At 74.1% G+C, this 15,222-nt stretch carries 16 protein-coding genes; 6 read left to right on the forward strand and 10 right to left on the reverse strand.

Annotation, left to right across the window (positions count from 1 at the left end; genetic code table 11):
- Window positions 1–26: 26 nt before the first annotated feature.
- The 7 genes from purB to IE305_RS04720 form a co-directional block, all read right to left on the reverse strand.
- Complete coding sequence (gene purB / locus IE305_RS04690) at window positions 27–1,460, reverse strand: adenylosuccinate lyase (RefSeq protein ID WP_190128223.1); 1,434 nt, start codon at window positions 1,458–1,460, stop codon at window positions 27–29.
- A gap of 111 nt (window positions 1,461–1,571) precedes the next feature.
- A complete protein-coding gene (locus IE305_RS04695; RefSeq protein WP_190128054.1) occupies window positions 1,572–1,769 on the reverse strand; it encodes a hypothetical protein in 198 nt (65 codons plus the stop codon).
- Between the two features lie 115 nt (window positions 1,770–1,884).
- Complete coding sequence (locus IE305_RS04700) at window positions 1,885–2,775, reverse strand: SGNH/GDSL hydrolase family protein (protein ID WP_229890528.1); 891 nt, start codon at window positions 2,773–2,775, stop codon at window positions 1,885–1,887.
- Between the two features lie 27 nt (window positions 2,776–2,802).
- Window positions 2,803–3,816, reverse strand: a complete 1,014-nt coding sequence (locus IE305_RS04705) for a hemolysin family protein (RefSeq protein ID WP_190128055.1) — start codon at window positions 3,814–3,816, stop codon at window positions 2,803–2,805.
- Complete coding sequence (locus IE305_RS04710; protein ID WP_190128056.1) at window positions 3,813–5,159, reverse strand: hemolysin family protein; 1,347 nt, start codon at window positions 5,157–5,159, stop codon at window positions 3,813–3,815. Before IE305_RS04710 ends, IE305_RS04705 begins: the two co-directional genes overlap by 4 nt.
- Before the next feature lie 252 nt (window positions 5,160–5,411).
- Window positions 5,412–6,095 (reverse strand): class I SAM-dependent methyltransferase, encoded by a 684-nt coding sequence (locus IE305_RS04715; protein WP_190128057.1) that lies wholly within the window; start codon window positions 6,093–6,095, stop codon window positions 5,412–5,414.
- A gap of 122 nt (window positions 6,096–6,217) precedes the next feature.
- Window positions 6,218–7,429, reverse strand: a complete 1,212-nt coding sequence (locus IE305_RS04720) for an acyl-CoA dehydrogenase family protein (RefSeq protein WP_190128058.1) — start codon at window positions 7,427–7,429, stop codon at window positions 6,218–6,220.
- A gap of 159 nt (window positions 7,430–7,588) precedes the next feature.
- Between IE305_RS04720 and IE305_RS04725 the strand changes: the two genes are divergently transcribed.
- Window positions 7,589–8,239 carry a TetR/AcrR family transcriptional regulator gene (locus IE305_RS04725; protein WP_190128059.1) on the forward strand — a complete coding sequence of 217 codons (651 nt, stop codon included), beginning with the start codon at window positions 7,589–7,591 and terminating at the stop codon, window positions 8,237–8,239.
- Window positions 8,240–8,303: 64 nt separating this feature from the next.
- Here the strand turns inward: IE305_RS04725 and def are convergent, their stop codons facing one another.
- Window positions 8,304–8,852 (reverse strand): peptide deformylase, encoded by a 549-nt coding sequence (def, locus tag IE305_RS04730; protein ID WP_190128060.1) that lies wholly within the window; start codon window positions 8,850–8,852, stop codon window positions 8,304–8,306.
- Window positions 8,853–9,028: 176 nt separating this feature from the next.
- Here def and IE305_RS04735 point away from each other — a divergent pair, with 176 nt between their 5' ends.
- The 5 genes from IE305_RS04735 (at window position 9,029) to IE305_RS04755 (ending at window position 13,486) form a co-directional block, all read left to right on the forward strand.
- Window positions 9,029–10,267, forward strand: coding sequence for a MurT ligase domain-containing protein (locus IE305_RS04735; RefSeq protein ID WP_190128061.1), 1,239 nt, complete (start codon window positions 9,029–9,031; stop codon window positions 10,265–10,267).
- Window positions 10,268–10,285: 18 nt separating this feature from the next.
- Window positions 10,286–11,014, forward strand: a complete 729-nt coding sequence (locus tag IE305_RS04740) for a type 1 glutamine amidotransferase (RefSeq protein WP_190128062.1) — start codon at window positions 10,286–10,288, stop codon at window positions 11,012–11,014.
- Window positions 11,015–11,132: 118 nt separating this feature from the next.
- A complete protein-coding gene (locus IE305_RS04745; protein WP_190128063.1) occupies window positions 11,133–12,158 on the forward strand; it encodes a 6-phosphofructokinase in 1,026 nt (341 codons plus the stop codon).
- Between the two features lie 88 nt (window positions 12,159–12,246).
- Window positions 12,247–13,200, forward strand: coding sequence for a cytochrome c oxidase assembly protein (locus IE305_RS04750; protein WP_190128064.1), 954 nt, complete (start codon window positions 12,247–12,249; stop codon window positions 13,198–13,200).
- Window positions 13,201–13,318: 118 nt separating this feature from the next.
- Window positions 13,319–13,486: a hypothetical protein gene (locus tag IE305_RS04755; protein WP_190128236.1), complete on the forward strand. Its 168-nt coding sequence runs from the start codon at window positions 13,319–13,321 to the stop codon at window positions 13,484–13,486.
- A 58-nt stretch (window positions 13,487–13,544) separates the two neighbouring features.
- On the opposite strand, the gene IE305_RS04760 is transcribed toward IE305_RS04755, so the two are convergent.
- Together IE305_RS04760 and IE305_RS04765 are read right to left on the reverse strand one after the other, a co-directional pair.
- The gene (locus tag IE305_RS04760) at window positions 13,545–13,943 is read right to left on the reverse strand and encodes an SSI family serine proteinase inhibitor (protein WP_190128065.1); all 399 of its coding nucleotides are present in this window, start codon (window positions 13,941–13,943) and stop codon (window positions 13,545–13,547) included.
- Window positions 13,944–14,071: 128 nt separating this feature from the next.
- On the reverse strand, window positions 14,072–15,127 hold the full coding sequence (locus IE305_RS04765; protein ID WP_190128066.1) for a YncE family protein: 1,056 nt from the start codon (window positions 15,125–15,127) through the stop codon (window positions 14,072–14,074).
- Between the last annotated feature and the right edge of the window lie 95 nt (window positions 15,128–15,222).

Below are 15,222 nucleotides of genomic sequence, written 5' to 3' on the forward strand. Positions count from 1 at the left end.
GAGGCGGGGCGGCCAGGACGGACGGCTCAGAGGATCGCCCCGGGGGTGTACGCGGCGGCCTCCGGGCGCTCCTTGGCGATCGCCTCGATGCGGGCGACCACGGCACCGACCTGGTCGGCGGCCGCGCCGGTGAAGGAGAGCTTGTCGGCCATCAGGGCGTCCAGGGCGGCGCGGTCCAGCGGGATGCGCTCGTCGGCCGCGAGCCGGTCCAGCAGCTCGTTGCGCTCGGCGCCCTGCTCGCGCATGGCGAGCGCGGAGGCGACGGCGTGCTCCTTGATGACCTCGTGCGCGACCTCGCGGCCCACGCCCGCCCGCACCGCGCCCATCAGGACCTTGGTGGTGGCGAGGAACGGCAGGTAGCGGTCCAGCTCGCGGGCGACGACGGCGGGGAAGGCGCCGAACTCGTCCAGCACGGTGAGGAACGTCTCCAGCAGGCCGTCCAGCGCGAAGAACGCGTCCGGCAGCGCCACGCGGCGCACGACGGAGCACGACACGTCGCCCTCGTTCCACTGGTCGCCGGCCAGCTCGCCGGTCATCGAGGCGTAGCCGCGCAGGATGACCATCAGGCCGTTGACCCGCTCGCAGGAGCGCGTGTTCATCTTGTGCGGCATCGCGGACGAGCCGACCTGGCCGGGCTTGAAGCCCTCGGTGACCAGTTCGTGGCCGGCCATGAGCCGGATCGTCCTCGCCAGCGAGGAGGGCGCGGCGGCCAGCTGCACCAGCGCGGTGACGACGTCGTAGTCGAGCGAGCGCGGGTAGACCTGGCCGACGGACGTGAAGGCGTGCCCGAAGCCGAGGTGCGCGGCGATGCGCTGCTCCAGCTCGGCGAGCTTGGCGGCGTCGCCGCCGAGCAGGTCGAGCATGTCCTGCGCCGTGCCGACGGGGCCCTTGATGCCGCGCAGGGGGTAGCGGGAGAGCAGGTCCTCGACGCGGCCGTAGGCCACGAGGAGCTCGTCGGCGGCGGTCGCGAAGCGCTTGCCGAGGGTGGTGGCCTGAGCGGCGACGTTGTGGGAGCGGCCGGCCATCACGAGCTCGGCGTGGTCGGCGGCCAGCCGGCCCAGGCGGGTGAGCACGGCGACGGTGCGGTCGCGCACGTGCTCCAGCGACAGCCGGATCTGCAGCTGCTCGACGTTCTCGGTCAGGTCGCGGGAGGTCATGCCCTTGTGGACCTGCTCGTGGCCGGCGAGGGCGTTGAACTCCTCGATGCGGGCCTTGACGTCGTGCCGGGTGACCTTCTCGCGCTCGGCGATCGAGGCGAGGTCGACCTGGTCCAGGACGCGCTCGTAGTCGGCGAGGGCCGCCTCCGGCACCTCGATCCCCAGGTCCTTCTGGGCACGCAGCACGGCCAGCCACAGCTGCCGCTCCAGCTTGACCTTGTGCTCGGGGGACCACAGGACGGCGAGCCCGGGGGAGGCGTACCGCCCGGCCAGGACGTTGGGGATGCGGGGCTTGGAGGACACAGGTGCAGTCACGTGGCGTAAGTCTACTGGCGGATCGCGCAGGGCGGCGCCCCGGGTCGTTTCGTGCGTTGCTACGAGAGCCCGGCGGACCCCGCCGGGCTCGCCCGCAGGTCAGCCCAGGGTCACCGGCAGCAGTGCGTTCGTGCCCGGGGTGGCGCCGGCGTGGGTGTCCGTGGTGAGCGCCTTGATGTTGACGGGCAGGACCCGTGTCGATTCGTGGTCCGAGGAGGGCGGGTCGGCGGGGGCCGGGGCGGCGAGCCCGCCGAGGAACGCGAGGGCACCGAGGAGGATCGCGGCGGTACGGCGCATGAGCAGCCTTTCGGGTCAGCGGATCAACGGTCCGGGAAACGCGTCAGGGCTGCCCGCCGCCGGAGACCCGCATGCGGGCCCTCACCCCTGGGTGACCGGTGAAACGATCCGCCGGTCACACCGGGTTGACCACGGCATCGGCACCGGCCGCGTCCTCCCAGCGCCGCCACGTGCCGACGCACCCGGGTGCCGCGCCGTCGGCCGCCGCCGGGGTCACCCAGAACGCCGCCCCCGCATCCGCGTGGGCGCCCGCCCGCCCGTCGCCCGAGGAGCGGCCGGTCAGGCGCCGGCCGATCCAGGGGCCCAGGTGTTCCCGGGCGAAGCGCAGGTCGGAGGCGCGGCGGGCCGACCAGCCGGGGCGGGCGGCGGGCGGCAGCGGGGTGCGCCAGTCCTCCTCGGCCGGGTGGCCGAGGGCCTGCCAGACCGCCTCGGCCACGCGGCGGTGCCCTTCGGCGTTCAGGTGCAGCCGGTCCTCGGCCCACAGCCGGGGGTCGCCCAGGGACTCGGCGGAGAACAGGTCGACGACCAGCGCGCCGTGCCGCTCGGCCAGGTCGTCGATGAAGCCGAAGAGGTGCTCCATGCGCGGCCGGAAGCGTTCGAAAACCGGCCCGCGCCGGCCGGGGCTGCGCATGAGCACCAGCTGCCGGCAGGTGGGGGCGAGGCGCTCGGCGGCCTCTTCGAGGCGGGCGCACACCAGGCCGACGTCGCACCGGGGCCGCAGGACGTCGTTGAGGCCGCCGACCAGCGTCACCAGGTCCGCGCCCAGGGCGGCGGCGGCCTCGGTCTGCTCGTCGACGATCTGCCCGATCAGCTTGCCGCGCACGGCCAGGTTGGCGTACCGGAAACCGGTCGTCCGCCCGGCCAGCCGGATGGCGAGCAGATCCGCCCAGCCGCGGTAGGACCCGTCGGGCAGCGCGTCGGACATCCCCTCGGTGAAGGAGTCGCCCAGTGCGACGAAGCTGGTGTACGGGCGGGGCTCGGGCGTCCGGCTGTCATTCATCGGCATGGCCCCGCGATCCTACCGGGGCACGCCTCACGGCCGGGTGCCCACCAGTTCGCGGAGCACGTCCTCCAGCGTCACCAGGCCCGCCAGCCGGTTTCCCTCGCCGATCACCGCGGCCAGGTGCGCGCCGGTGCCGCTCATGGTCCGGATCGCGTCGTCCAGCGGCATGTCGGCCCGCACCCGGGCGATGGGCCGCATCCGCCGCAGCGGGAAGGCCACGTCCCGCGGGTGGGCCTCCAGCGCGTCCTTGACGTGCAGGTAGCCCAGGATGCCGCCGCGGTCGTCGACGACCGGGAAGCGGGAGAAGCCCGACCGGGCCGACAGCCGCTCCAGCTCCTCCGGCGTGATCCCGAACCGTGCCGAGACCACCCGCTCCAGCGGCATCACCACGTCCGCCACCGGTCGCTTGCCCAGCTCCAGCGCGTCCCGCAGCCGTTCCGTGGCCCGCTCGTCGAGCAGCCCGGCCTGGCTGGAGTCGGCCACCATGCGGGCCAGCTGGTCGTCGGAGAAGGTGGACGCCACCTCGTCCTTGGGCTCGACCCGCAGCAGCCGCAGCGCGCCGTTGGCCAGCTTGTTGATGGCGAAGACGAACGGCCGCAGCCCCCGCGCCAGCCCCGCCAGCGGCGGGCCCAGCAGCAGCGCGGTGCGCACCGGCTCGGCCAGTGCCACGTTCTTCGGCACCATCTCGCCGAACAGCATGTGCAGGTACGTCGCGAGGGCCAGCGCGATGACGAACGACGCCGGGTGCACCAGCCCCTGCGGCACGCCGGCCGCGTGGAACAGCGGCCCCAGCAGGTGCGCCATGGCCGGTTCGGCCACCACGCCCAGCACCAGGGTGCACAGCGTGATGCCCAGCTGTGCCGCGGCCATCAGCGCCGAGACGTGCCGCAGCCCCCACAGCACGCTGCGGGCCCGGCGGTCGCCGCGCTCGGCGTACGGCTCGATCTGGCCGCGCCGGACGGAGATCATGGCGAACTCGGCGCCCACGAAGAAGGCGTTCGCGACCAGCGTCGCCAGCCCGATGAGCAACTGGAGGAGGGTCATCGGCCGGCCTCCTCGTGCTCCGTGCCGGTCCGGCCCGCCGCGAGGGGCGCCGTCAGGCACACCCGGGCGGCCCGGTGCCCGGCGGCGTCGGTGACCGTCACCCGCCAGCCGGCGACCTCCACCGTGTCGCCCTCGGCGGGGATGCGGCCCAGCAGGGTGGCGACCAGGCCGGCCAGGGTCTCGTACGGGCCCTCGGGGGCCCGCAGCCCGATGTGCTCCAGCTGGTCGGTGCGGGCGGCGCCGTCCGCGTCGTACAGGGCCCGGCCCTCGGCGTCCTCGCCGGCCGGGGCCAGGTCGGGCAGCTCGTGCGGGTCGTGCTCGTCGCGCACCTCGCCGACGATCTCCTCGACGATGTCCTCCATGGTGGCGACGCCGGCGGTGCCGCCGTACTCGTCCACGACCACGGCCATGCTGCGCCGGGCCGACAGCCGGTCCAGCAGCCGGTCCACGGTGAGCGACTGCGGGACGAGCAGGGGCTCGCGCAGCAGGGACCGCACCGGGCGGCGCGGGCGCTCGTCGGCGGGCACGGCCAGGACGTCCTTGATGTGGGCGGTGCCCACGATGGTGTCGAGGCTGTCGCGGTAGACGGGGAAACGGGACAGGCCGGTGGCCAGGGTGGCGTTGGCGACGTCCTCGGCGGTGGCCCGCTCGTCGAGGGCGATGACCTGTACGCGCGGGGTCATGACATTGCCCGCGGTCAGCCCGGAAAGGCCCAGGGTGCGGACGAACAGTTCGGCGGTGTCGGGTTCCAGCGCGCCCTCGCGGGCCGAGTGCCGGGCCAGGGCCACGAGCTCCTGCGGCCCGCGCGCGGTGGCCAGTTCCTCGGCCGGCTCCAGGCCCAGGCGGTGCACGACGCGGTTGGCGGTGCCGTTCAGGTGCCGGATGAGGGGCCGGAAGGCGGCGCTGAAGGCGCGCTGCGGGCCGGCCACGGCGCGGGCGACGGGCAGGGGGCGGGAGATCGCCCAGTTCTTGGGCACCAGCTCGCCGACGACCATCAGCACCACCGTCGACAGGACGGTGCCCAGGCCCAGCGCGATCGAGGAGGCGACGGCGGGGGAGAGGCCCACGGCCTCCGCCGGCCCGGCCAGCAGCGCGGCCACGGACGGCTTGGCGATCATGCCGATGACCAGGCCGGTGACGGTGATGCCCAGCTGCGCGCCGGAGAGCTGGAAGGTCAGGCTCCGGACGGCCTGGAGGGCGCTGTCCGCCCCCCGGTCGCCCCGCTCGGCGGCCCGTTCCAGCTCGCTCCGCTCCACGGTGGTCAGGGAGAACTCGGCGGCCACGAAGACGGCGCAGGCGAGCGTCAGCAGCACCGCAAGCACCAGGAGGAGCGCTTCGGTCATCGGTTCACCTCCGTCCCATGGTCGGGCAGGGAGGCGGGGACCGCGCGATGTCGGTCGGTGGGCCGGCCGGTACTGCCGGAGGGTTCGCCCATGGGCGGACGTTCACACCTTTCGGGGGGCGTGCCTCCCACGTGACGTGAGAGGCACGGGAGACGAGGGACAACGAGGGACAAGCCCACCATCATGGTAAAGGACTGGCAAAGCTCCGCCCTTGTGCCGACCATGTGGGGGGTGTGCCCCCGGACCCCCGCGCTACTCCCCGGACATCACCGCCGGGCGCCGCGCCACGCCGAGCACGCAGGTGGACGCCGGAGTCACCAGGCCGCGCGCCGGTACCCGCACGCGCCGGTGCCCGGCCGGCTCGAACCCCGCCTCCCGCAGCGCGGCCAGCGGGTCCCGTGCCGTGTGACAGCCGCCGAACAGCAGCGGCCACACCGTACGGTCCAGGGCGCGCTGCGCCATGGCGAGCACCGGCCCCTCGGCCCGGCCGTGCTCGAAGAACCGCAGCTCGGCGCCGGGCCGCAGCACCCGGCCCAGCTCCGCCAGCGCCCGCCGGACGTCCCGTACCGAGCACAGCACGACGCAGACCACCGCCGCGTCGAACGCCTCGCTCTTGACCGGCAGCGCCTCGGCCACGCCCGGCACCACGTCCACCGGCACCCCGGACCGCACGGCGGCCTCCACCGCGAGCCGCCGCATGTGCCGGTCGGGTTCGATGGCGACGACCTCGGAGACGGTGCCGGGGTAGTGGGAGAAGTTCAGTCCCGGCCCGGCACCGATCTCGATCACCCGGCCGGAGAGCCCGGCCAGCAGCTCCTCGCGGTACGCGCCGACGCCCGCGCGGGCGTCGAGGAGGGGGCCGAGCCGCGCGAAGAAGCGCGCGAAGACCGGGTGGTGCACCGCGTCGTGCGGTGTTCTGCTGCGGCGGAGCGGCATGGCACACCCCTTCCCGGGGATCCGACGGCTACCGGGATTCTTCCCACCGCCGCCCCGCTCGGCACCGGCGCGGCGGCGCGAACCCGGACGGGCCGCGCGCCGGTGGTGTCGCGCGACGGGCGTCAGCGCAGCGGCATGCCCGAGAGCGCACGGGCGATGACGAGCCGCTGGATCTCGCTCGTCCCCTCGAAGACCGTGTAGATCGCGGCGTCCCGGTGCATGCGCTCCACCGGGTAGTCGCGGGTGTAGCCGTTGCCGCCCAGGATCTGCATCGCCTGCATCGTGACGGTCTTGGCGGTCTCGCCCGCGAACAGCTTGGACATCGAGCCCTCCGCGGCCGTGAAACGCTCCCCGGCCGCCGCCATCCGCGAGGCCCGCCACACCAGCAGCCGGGCGGCGTCGATGCGGGTGCGCATGTCGGCCAGCTGGAAGGCGACGCCCTGGTTCTCGATGATCGGCCGGCCGAACTGCACCCGGGTACGGGCGTAGTCGAGCGCGACCTCGTACGCGGCGCGGGCGATGCCCACCGCCTGAGCGCCCACGGCGGGGCGGGACGCCTCGAAGGTGGCCATCGCGTCGTTGCCGGCCGGTGCGCCGCCCTGCGCCGCCCGCTCCCGGGCGCGGGCCAGCCGTTCGTCCAGCCGGTCCTTGCCGCCGAGCAGGCAGTGACCGGGGACGCGGACGTCCTGGAGGACGACCTCGGCCGTGTGCGAGGCGCGGATGCCGTGCTTGCGGAACTTCTGGCCCTGCGAGAGGCCGGGGGTGCCGGGCGGCACCACGAACGAGGCGTGGCCCCGCGCGCCGAGCTCCGGGTCGACCACGGCGACGACGACGTGCACGTGCGCGATGCCGCCGTTGGTGGCCCACGCCTTGGTGCCGTTGAGCACCCACTCGTCCTTGGCGGCGTCGTACACGGCCCGGGTGCGCATGGCGGCGACGTCGGAGCCGGCGTCGGGCTCGGAGGAGCAGAAGGCGGCCACCTTGACGTCGTCCGGGGTGCCGTACATCTGCGGGACCCAGGTGCCCACCTGTTCCTTGGTGCCGTTGGTGAAGACGCTGATCGCGGCGAGCCCGGTGCCGGCGACGGCCAGGCCCAGGCCCGCGTCGCCCCAGAACAGCTCCTCCAGGACGACGGGTATGGAGAGCCCGGTCGGGTCGAGGAACTGCTGGGCGTAGAAGTCGAGGGAGTACAGCCCGATCCGGGCCGCCTCCTGCACCACGGGCCAGGGGAACTCCTCCCGCTCGTCCCACTCGGCGGCCGCCGGCCGCATGACGCCTTCGGCGAAGCCGTGGACCCAGTCGCGGACCGCCTTCTGGTCGTCGTTCAGCTCCATGTGGTGCCCTCCCCGTGCCCCGGTGCCTTACCTGCGGTAACCCGGAGTCTGTTACCGGCGGGTAGCATCTGTCAACAGGCCGCCCCTCGAATCCGCTCCGTGGGGTGGGTGTTACGTTGCGCAATGCGTTTTCGAGAAAGACAGGGGTGGGAGGCGCAGATGGAGACCAGTCAGCGGGAGGACCAGCTGCGGGCCGCGGAGCGGCGCCGCAGGGAACTGCTGGAGGCCGCGGACCGCGTGGTCCTCCGGGACGGGCCGGGGGCCTCGATGAACGCCATCGCCGCCGAGGCCGGCATCACCAAGCCGATCCTCTACCGGCACTTCGGCGACAAGGGCGGCCTCTACCGGGCGCTCGCCGAACGCCACACCGAGGCGCTCCTGGAGGGCCTGCGGTCCGCCCTGGACGCGCCCACGGGCCGGCGCGAGCGCGTCGAGACCACGCTCGGCACGTACCTCGCCGCGATCGAGGCACGGCCGCAGGTGTACCGCTTCCTCATGCACCCGGCCGAGGAGTCCGCCGGCGAAGCCACGGACCAGGGCTTCGACGTCGGCCGGCACTCCGCGCCGCTGCTCCGCCGCATGGGCGAGGAGCTGGCCCAGGTGGTGGCCGAGCGGGTCGACCTCGGCCCGGAGGGCGAGGAGCGGGCCCGCGTGTGGGGCCACGGCATCGTCGGCATGATGCACGCGGCGGGGGACTGGTGGCTGCGCGAGCGTCCGATCAGCCGCGAGGCCCTGGTACGCCACCTCACCGACCTGCTGTGGGGCCGGCTGGCCGCGTGCGGCGACCGGCAGGGCGGCCCGGGGCTCTGACGGCCGTGGGAGGGGCACCGGTGGGGCCGCGCGGAGGGGCCCGGCCCCTCCGCCGGCCGCCGGCTCAGCCGGCCTCGGCGGCCCACGGCGCGCGCCGCGCCGCCCGCAGGGTGCGCCGCCGGCGCCACCCCGTCAGCCGGTCCACGTACAGCCCGCCGTCCAGGTGGTCGCACTCGTGCTGGAGGCACCGGGCGAAGAACCCGCTGCCCTCCACCCGCACCGGCCGCCCGTCCAGGGTGAAGCCCTCCACGACGGCCTCGTCGAAGCGCGGCGTCCCTGCCTCCAGGCCCGGCAGCGACAGGCAGCCCTCCGGGCCGCGCAGCACGACGCCGTCCGTGCTCACCAGGCGGGGGTTCACCACGTGGCCGAGATGGCGCCGGTCCTCGTCGTCCGGGCAGTCGTACACGAAAACGCGCAGCCCCACCCCCACCTGGTTGGCCGCGAGCCCCACCCCGCCGGCCGCGTACATGGTGGCGAACATGTCCTCCACGAGGCGGGCCAGGTCCGGCCCGAAGTCCGTCACCTCCTCGCAGGGTGCCGCCAGACCGGTGTCGCCCAGCAGCCGCAGGGGTCGTACTCGTCCCGAAGTGCCGGGTATGGAGCCTCGTCGCATGGCCACCAGCGTACGTTTCCCGGCTCTTCCCCCGGCCGCGGGTTCGGGCCCGCGGCCGGATCTCGATAGGCTGATCCCCGACCGCGGCCTCCTGGCCGGCGTTCGGCGCGGAGGGGGCGTTCCACCGGCTGACCAGGGACAGGCGGCGGCGCCGGATGCAAGGAGGATCTAGGACGATGGCAGGCAACTCGGGGCCGCTGTCGCCGCGGGCCAAGCTGGCCGTGACGGCGGGCAAGGCGGCTGCGGCGGTGTCGCGCGCCGCGGGCCGCGGCAGCGGGTCGGTGATCGGCGGGAAGGTCGCGCTCAAGCTCGACCCGGACCTGCTGGCCCGGCTGGCAACCCACCTGGACGTGGTCCTGGTGTCGGCCACCAACGGCAAGACGACCACGACCCGGCTGATCGCCGAGGCACTGCGGGCCAGCGGCCCGGTGGTGTCCAACGCGCTGGGCGCGAACATGCCCGCAGGCATCACCTCGGCCCTGGCGGGCGGCTCGGACGCCCGCTACGGCGTCATCGAGGTGGACGAGAAGTACCTGGCGACCGTCGCCCGTGACGTCGCCCCCAAGGCCATAGCGCTGCTGAACCTCTCGCGCGACCAGCTCGACCGGGCGGCGGAGACCCGCATGCTCGCCGAGAAGTGGCGCGAGGGCCTGGCCGGCACCAAGGCGGTGATCATCGCCAACGCCGACGACCCGCTCGTGGTGTGGGCGGCCTCCTCCTCGGCGAACGTGGTGTGGGTGGCCGCCGGCCAGGAGTGGAAGGACGACGCCTGGTCCTGCCCGTCGTGCGGCGGCGTGATGCAGCGCCCCGGCGACGACTGGTTCTGCGGCGAGTGCGGCTTCAGGCGGCCCACCCCCAGCTGGGCGCTGTCGGGCGACTACGTCCTCGACCCGCACGGCTCGGCGTGGCCCATCCACCTCCAGCTGCCCGGCCGGGCCAACAAGGCCAACGCCACCACCTCGGCCGCCGTGGCCGCCACCTTCGGCGTGCCGCCGCAGGTCGCGCTGGAGCGGATGTACCAGGTCCAGGCCGTCGCCGGCCGCTACGACGTGGTCAACTTCCTCGGCCGCGACTGCCGCCTGCTGCTGGCGAAGAACCCCGCCGGCTGGCTGGAGACCTTCTCGCTCATCGACGGCCCCCCGGCCCCGGTGATCCTCTCGGTCAACGCGCGCGGCGCCGACGGCACCGACACCTCCTGGCTCTGGGACGTCGACTACGCCCGCCTCGCCGGCCACCCCATCATGGTCATCGGCGACCGCAAGCTCGACCTCGCCGTCCGCCTGGAGGTCGCGGAGGTGGACTTCCGGGTCTGCGAGACCTTCGACGAGGCGGTGCAGATGGCCCCGCCCGGCAAGGTCGAGGTCATCGCCAACTACACCGCCTTCCAGGACATCCGCCGCCGCGTCGGCAACTGACCCCCTCCGAGGACCGATATGAGCCAGAACAGTCTGCGTGTGGTGTGGGTCTACCCCGACCTGCTCAGCACCTACGGCGACCAGGGCAACGTCCTGGTCCTGGAGCGCCGCGCCCGGCAGCGCCGGCTGGACGTCCAGCGCGTCGACGTCCGCTCCGACCAGCAGATCCCCACCTCGGGCGACATCTACCTGATCGGTGGCGGCGAGGACCGGCCGCAGCGGCTCGCCGCGGAGCGGCTGCGCCGCGACGGCGGCCTGAACCGGGCCGTGGCCAACGGCGCCATCGTCTTCTCGGTGTGCGCCGGCTACCAGATCCTGGGCCACGAGTTCGTCAACGACCTCGGCCGGCGCGAGCAGGGCCTGGGCCTGCTGGACGTCATCAGCACCCGCGGCGAGGGCGAGCGCTGCGTCGGCGACGTGCTCGCCGACATCGACCCGCAGCTCGGCCTGCCGCCGCTGACCGGGTTCGAGAACCACCAGGGCGTCACCCACCTGGGCCCCACGGCCCGCCCCTTCGCCCGGGTCCGGTTCGGCAACGGCAACGGCACCGGCGACGGCACCGAGGGCGCGTTCAACGAGACCGTCTTCGGCACGTACATGCACGGCCCCGTCATGGCCCGCAACCCGCACATCGCCGACCTGCTGATCCGCCTGGCGCTCGACGTCAACGCGCTGCCGCCGGTCGACGACCGCTGGTACGAGGCGCTGCGCAACGAGCGCATCGCCGCCGCGACACAGCCCGCATAGCGGACGGTCACGGTCCCCGCCACCCCGGACGGCTAGGGTGGCGGGGAACCACCGCAGCAGCGCGCCGGACAACGGGGTCCGGGCCAGGCCCCCCTCGTATCGGACAGGTGACTTCCGTATGCGCATCGGTGTCCTCACCTCCGGCGGCGACTGCCCCGGCCTCAACGCCGTCATCCGCTCCGTCGTGCACCGCGCCGTCGTCGACCACGGCGACGACGTCATCGGCTTCCACGACGGCTGGCGCGGCCTCCTGGAGGCCGACTGCCGCAAACTCGACCTCGACGCCGTCTCGGGCGTGCTCGCCACCGGCGGCACCCTCCTCGGCTCCTCCCGCGTCCGGCCCGGACAGCTCGTCGACGGGGTCCAGCGGGCCCTGGACAACGTCGCCACGCTCGGCCTCGACGCCGTGATCCCCATCGGCGGCGAGGGCACCCTCAAGGCCGCCCGGCTGCTCTCGGACGCCGGGCTGCCCCTCGTCGGCGTCCCCAAGACCATCGACAACGACATCGCCGGCACCGACCTCACCTTCGGCTTCGACACCGCCGTGGGCGTGGCCACCGACGCCCTCGACCGGCTCAAGACCACCGCCGAGTCCCACCAGCGCGTCCTCGTCGTCGAGGTGATGGGCCGCCACACCGGCTGGATCGCCCTGCACGCCGGTCTCGCCGCCGGCGCCCACGTCGTCGTCGTGCCCGAGCGCCCCTTCGACATCGACCGCCTCACCGAACGGGTCGCCCGGCGCTTCGCCGCCGGCGAACGCTTCGCGATCGTCGTGGCCGCCGAGGGCGCCAAGCCCGCCGCCGGCTCCATGCCCTTCGAGACCGGCGACACCGACGCGTACGGCCACGAACGCTTCGCCGGCGTGGCCCGGCAGCTCTCCGCCGAACTGGAACGGCGCCTGGGCAAGGAGGCCCGGCCCGTCATCCTCGGCCACGTCCAGCGCGGCGGTACCCCCACCGCGTACGACCGCGTCCTCGCCACCCGCTTCGGCTGGCACGCCGTCGAGGCCGTGCACGCCGGCGCGTACGGCACGATGACGGCCCTGCGCGGCACCGGCATCCACCTCGTGCCGCTGGCCGACGCCACGCAGGAGCTCAAGACCGTCCCGGCCGAGCGCTACGCCGAGGCCGACTGCGTGCTCTGAGCGCTCCGACCACCGCCCCGGCGGCGACCGGGACGGGCGCCGCCTCTAGTCTTGTCCCGGCGCATCGGTGCGAAACGGGAGAGAGCGGATGGATCACAGCGGGCACGGCATGATGCACATGGACATGCCGCCGTTCACGCTGGGGCGGGCCCTGCAGTTCAGCAGTGAACCGTTCTTCATGGTCGGCTGCCTGCTGGGACTGGCCCTGTACGGCTGGGGCGTGGTCCGGCTGCGGCGGCGCGGCGACGCGTGGCCGGTGGGCCGGGTGATCGCGTTCGCGCTCGGCGTGCTGAGCGTGGCGCTGATGATGTGCACCAAGCTGAACGACTACGGCATGGTGATGTTCAGCGTGCACATGGTCCAGCACATGGTCATCAGCATGCTGTCGCCGATCCTCATCCTCCTCGGCGCGCCCGTGACGCTGACCCTGCGCGCCCTCCCGGCCGCCGGGCGCGGCCGCAAGGGCCCCCGCGAGCTGCTGGTGGCGCTGCTGCACAGCCGCTACATGCGCATCATCACGCACCCCGCGTTCACCATCCCCATGTTCATCGCGAGCCTGTACGCGCTGTACTTCACGCCGCTCTTCGACTTCCTCATGGAGAGCCGCACCGGGCACATCGCGATGATGGTCCACTTCCTGGCCGTCGGCCTGGTCTTCTTCTGGCCCATCATGGGCGTCGACCCCGGCCCGCACCGGCCGGGCTACGTGATGCGGATGCTGGAGCTGTTCGCCGGCATGCCCTTCCACGCCTTCTTCGGCATCGCCCTGATGATGGCCTCCGAGCCCATGATCGGCACGTACATGCACCCGCCGGCGTCCCTGGGCATCGACGCGCTGGACGACCAGAAGGCGGGCGGCGGCATCGCCTGGGCGTTCAGCGAGATCCCGTCGGTACTGGTCCTGCTGGCGCTGGTCTTCCAGTGGTACCGCTCGGAGCAGCGGCAGGCGCGGCGCAGCGACCGGGCCGCCGACCGCGACGGCGACAAGGAGCTGGCGGCGTACAACGCCTACCTGGCGTCGCTCGACGCGCGCAGCCGCTGACGCGGCACAGGTATGGCGGTACGGGCCGCGGCGGGGAGACCATGGTCTTCCGGCCGCGGCCCGCGCGTTTGCACGGGACACCGCCGGCCGCCGGAGGACGAGGCCGGAGGACGAGGAGGTGGCCGCGATGCCCGGGCAGGCGAAGACGATGACGGGGCTGACCGTCGGCGGACTGGTCCTGGTGACCGCCTACACGGTGACGCTCGGCAACAACGGCTGGCTCTGGCTGACGTGGGCGGTGCTGGGCCTGGCCACGATCGGCACGCTGGCGGCCCGGGGCACCTGACGTCGGGACGATGCCCGGAGGGCGTCCGGAGAGCGTCCGGATGACGTCCGGGTGCCGTTCAGAACCGGAAGACGGGGCCGGTGGCGGTGTCCAGGGCGCACGCGTTGGGGAACGTCCGGCGCCAGGCGACGGGCGCGCCGCGCCAGCTGCCGTCGGCGGAGGCCGTGACGGGGTCGTGCTCCATCGTGCACACCCGCTCGCCGGCCGCCGTCGGCCGGGCGTCGGGCCGCCCGCGGCCCTGCTCCAGGCCGGCGCATGCCTCCGCCGCGTGCGGATGGTGCCCGCCGGCCCCGGGGCAGACCAGCTCCACGCCGCGGATCCAGGTGTTCCGCGAGCCGGAGACGGTGAGGAACAACCGCCCCTCGCCCTGCCCGTCGGCGCCCCGCGCGGGCGCCAGCGGCAGGGCGAGCAGGGCGCTGACGGTCGCCGTGGCGGCCGCGGCGGTGCGTAGGGACATGGGGTGACCTCCCGGGCACGGTCCTGTCCGCCACGCCACCGCGCCCGCCCCGCCGGGGCAAGCACGCGCACCGTGCGGTCGCCCGGCCGGGGGAAGGACGTCACCCGGCCGGGCCGCACCGGGCCCGGTCAGGCCGGGCGCGGCACGTAGGCCAGGCCGTGGGCGCCGGACTCGCCGCGCCTGGGGATGTCGAGCCGGGCGAGGCGCTCCAGGGTCTCCAGGTCGACGATGTCGACGGTGGAGGAGAGGATGGACGACACGTAGCCGATCCGGCCGTCGGGCGACGAGGTGATGGTGAGCGGGCAGAGCCCCACCTCCAGCTCGCCCAGGCGCTCGTGGGTGGCGGCGGAGAACACGGTGAGCCGGCCCGGTGCGTGGCGTCCGAGCTCGGACGCCGGGTCGGGGGCCATGCGCAGCTCGCCCGCGAGCAGCTTCCCGGTGGACGTCAGGTGGACGGGTATGACGGTGCCGTCGGTGGGCAGGAGGCCGGTGACGGACGCGGTGCGCCCGTCGACGACGCGGATCCCCGTGGCCGGCGGCTCCCCGTCGGCGGGGCCGGAGAAGGCGGCGTAGGGCGCGGCGACGTAGGCGTACGCGCCGTCGGGGGAGACGGCGAGCCCCTCGCTGCCCGGCACCTCGGCCTTCGCGGTGAGGACGCCCTTCTCGAGGTCCACGACGGAGACGAACGGCGCCTCCTTGTTGGTGGCGTAGCCGGTCGTTCCGGCCGCGTCGATGGCGAACCAGTGCGGGCCGGGCGCGTCCGTGTCGATCCGGCCGATGGGGCGGCGGGTCTGCGTGTCGATCACCACGACGCCGCCGGGCCGGTCCGCCGAGCCCTCCACGCTGACGTAGAGGCGCCCGCGGGCCGCGTCCAGCGCGAGCCCGTGGGGGCCGTGCTCGGGGGCGATGTCGACGACCTCGACGACGCGGCGGGTGTCGGGGTCGATGACGGTGAGCTGGGTGCGGCGGCCGCTGTTCGCGTGGTAGTAGCCGGAGTGGTACGCGGAGGCGCACCACAGCAGGCGCTGGGTGGGGTCGAAGCACAACTCGTGCGGTTCGGCGAGGATGTCGACCGTGCCGAGGTGCTGGTCGGAGGCCGCGTCGAAGAACGAGACGGTCGGGCCGGTCTGGCTGACGACGGCCAGGACGTCGCCCTGGCGGCCGGCGCGCGGGGACTGCTGCATCGAGGACTCCTCGGGGTGGGTTGGGAACACCTCCACTCTCGGCGCGGGGGTACATCACGAACAATGCAAGAATTGACAAGGCATCATTGCGCGGG

It is taken from the genome of Streptomyces mashuensis, assembly GCF_014654785.1.
GTDB lineage: Bacteria > Actinomycetota > Actinomycetes > Streptomycetales > Streptomycetaceae > Streptomyces > Streptomyces mashuensis.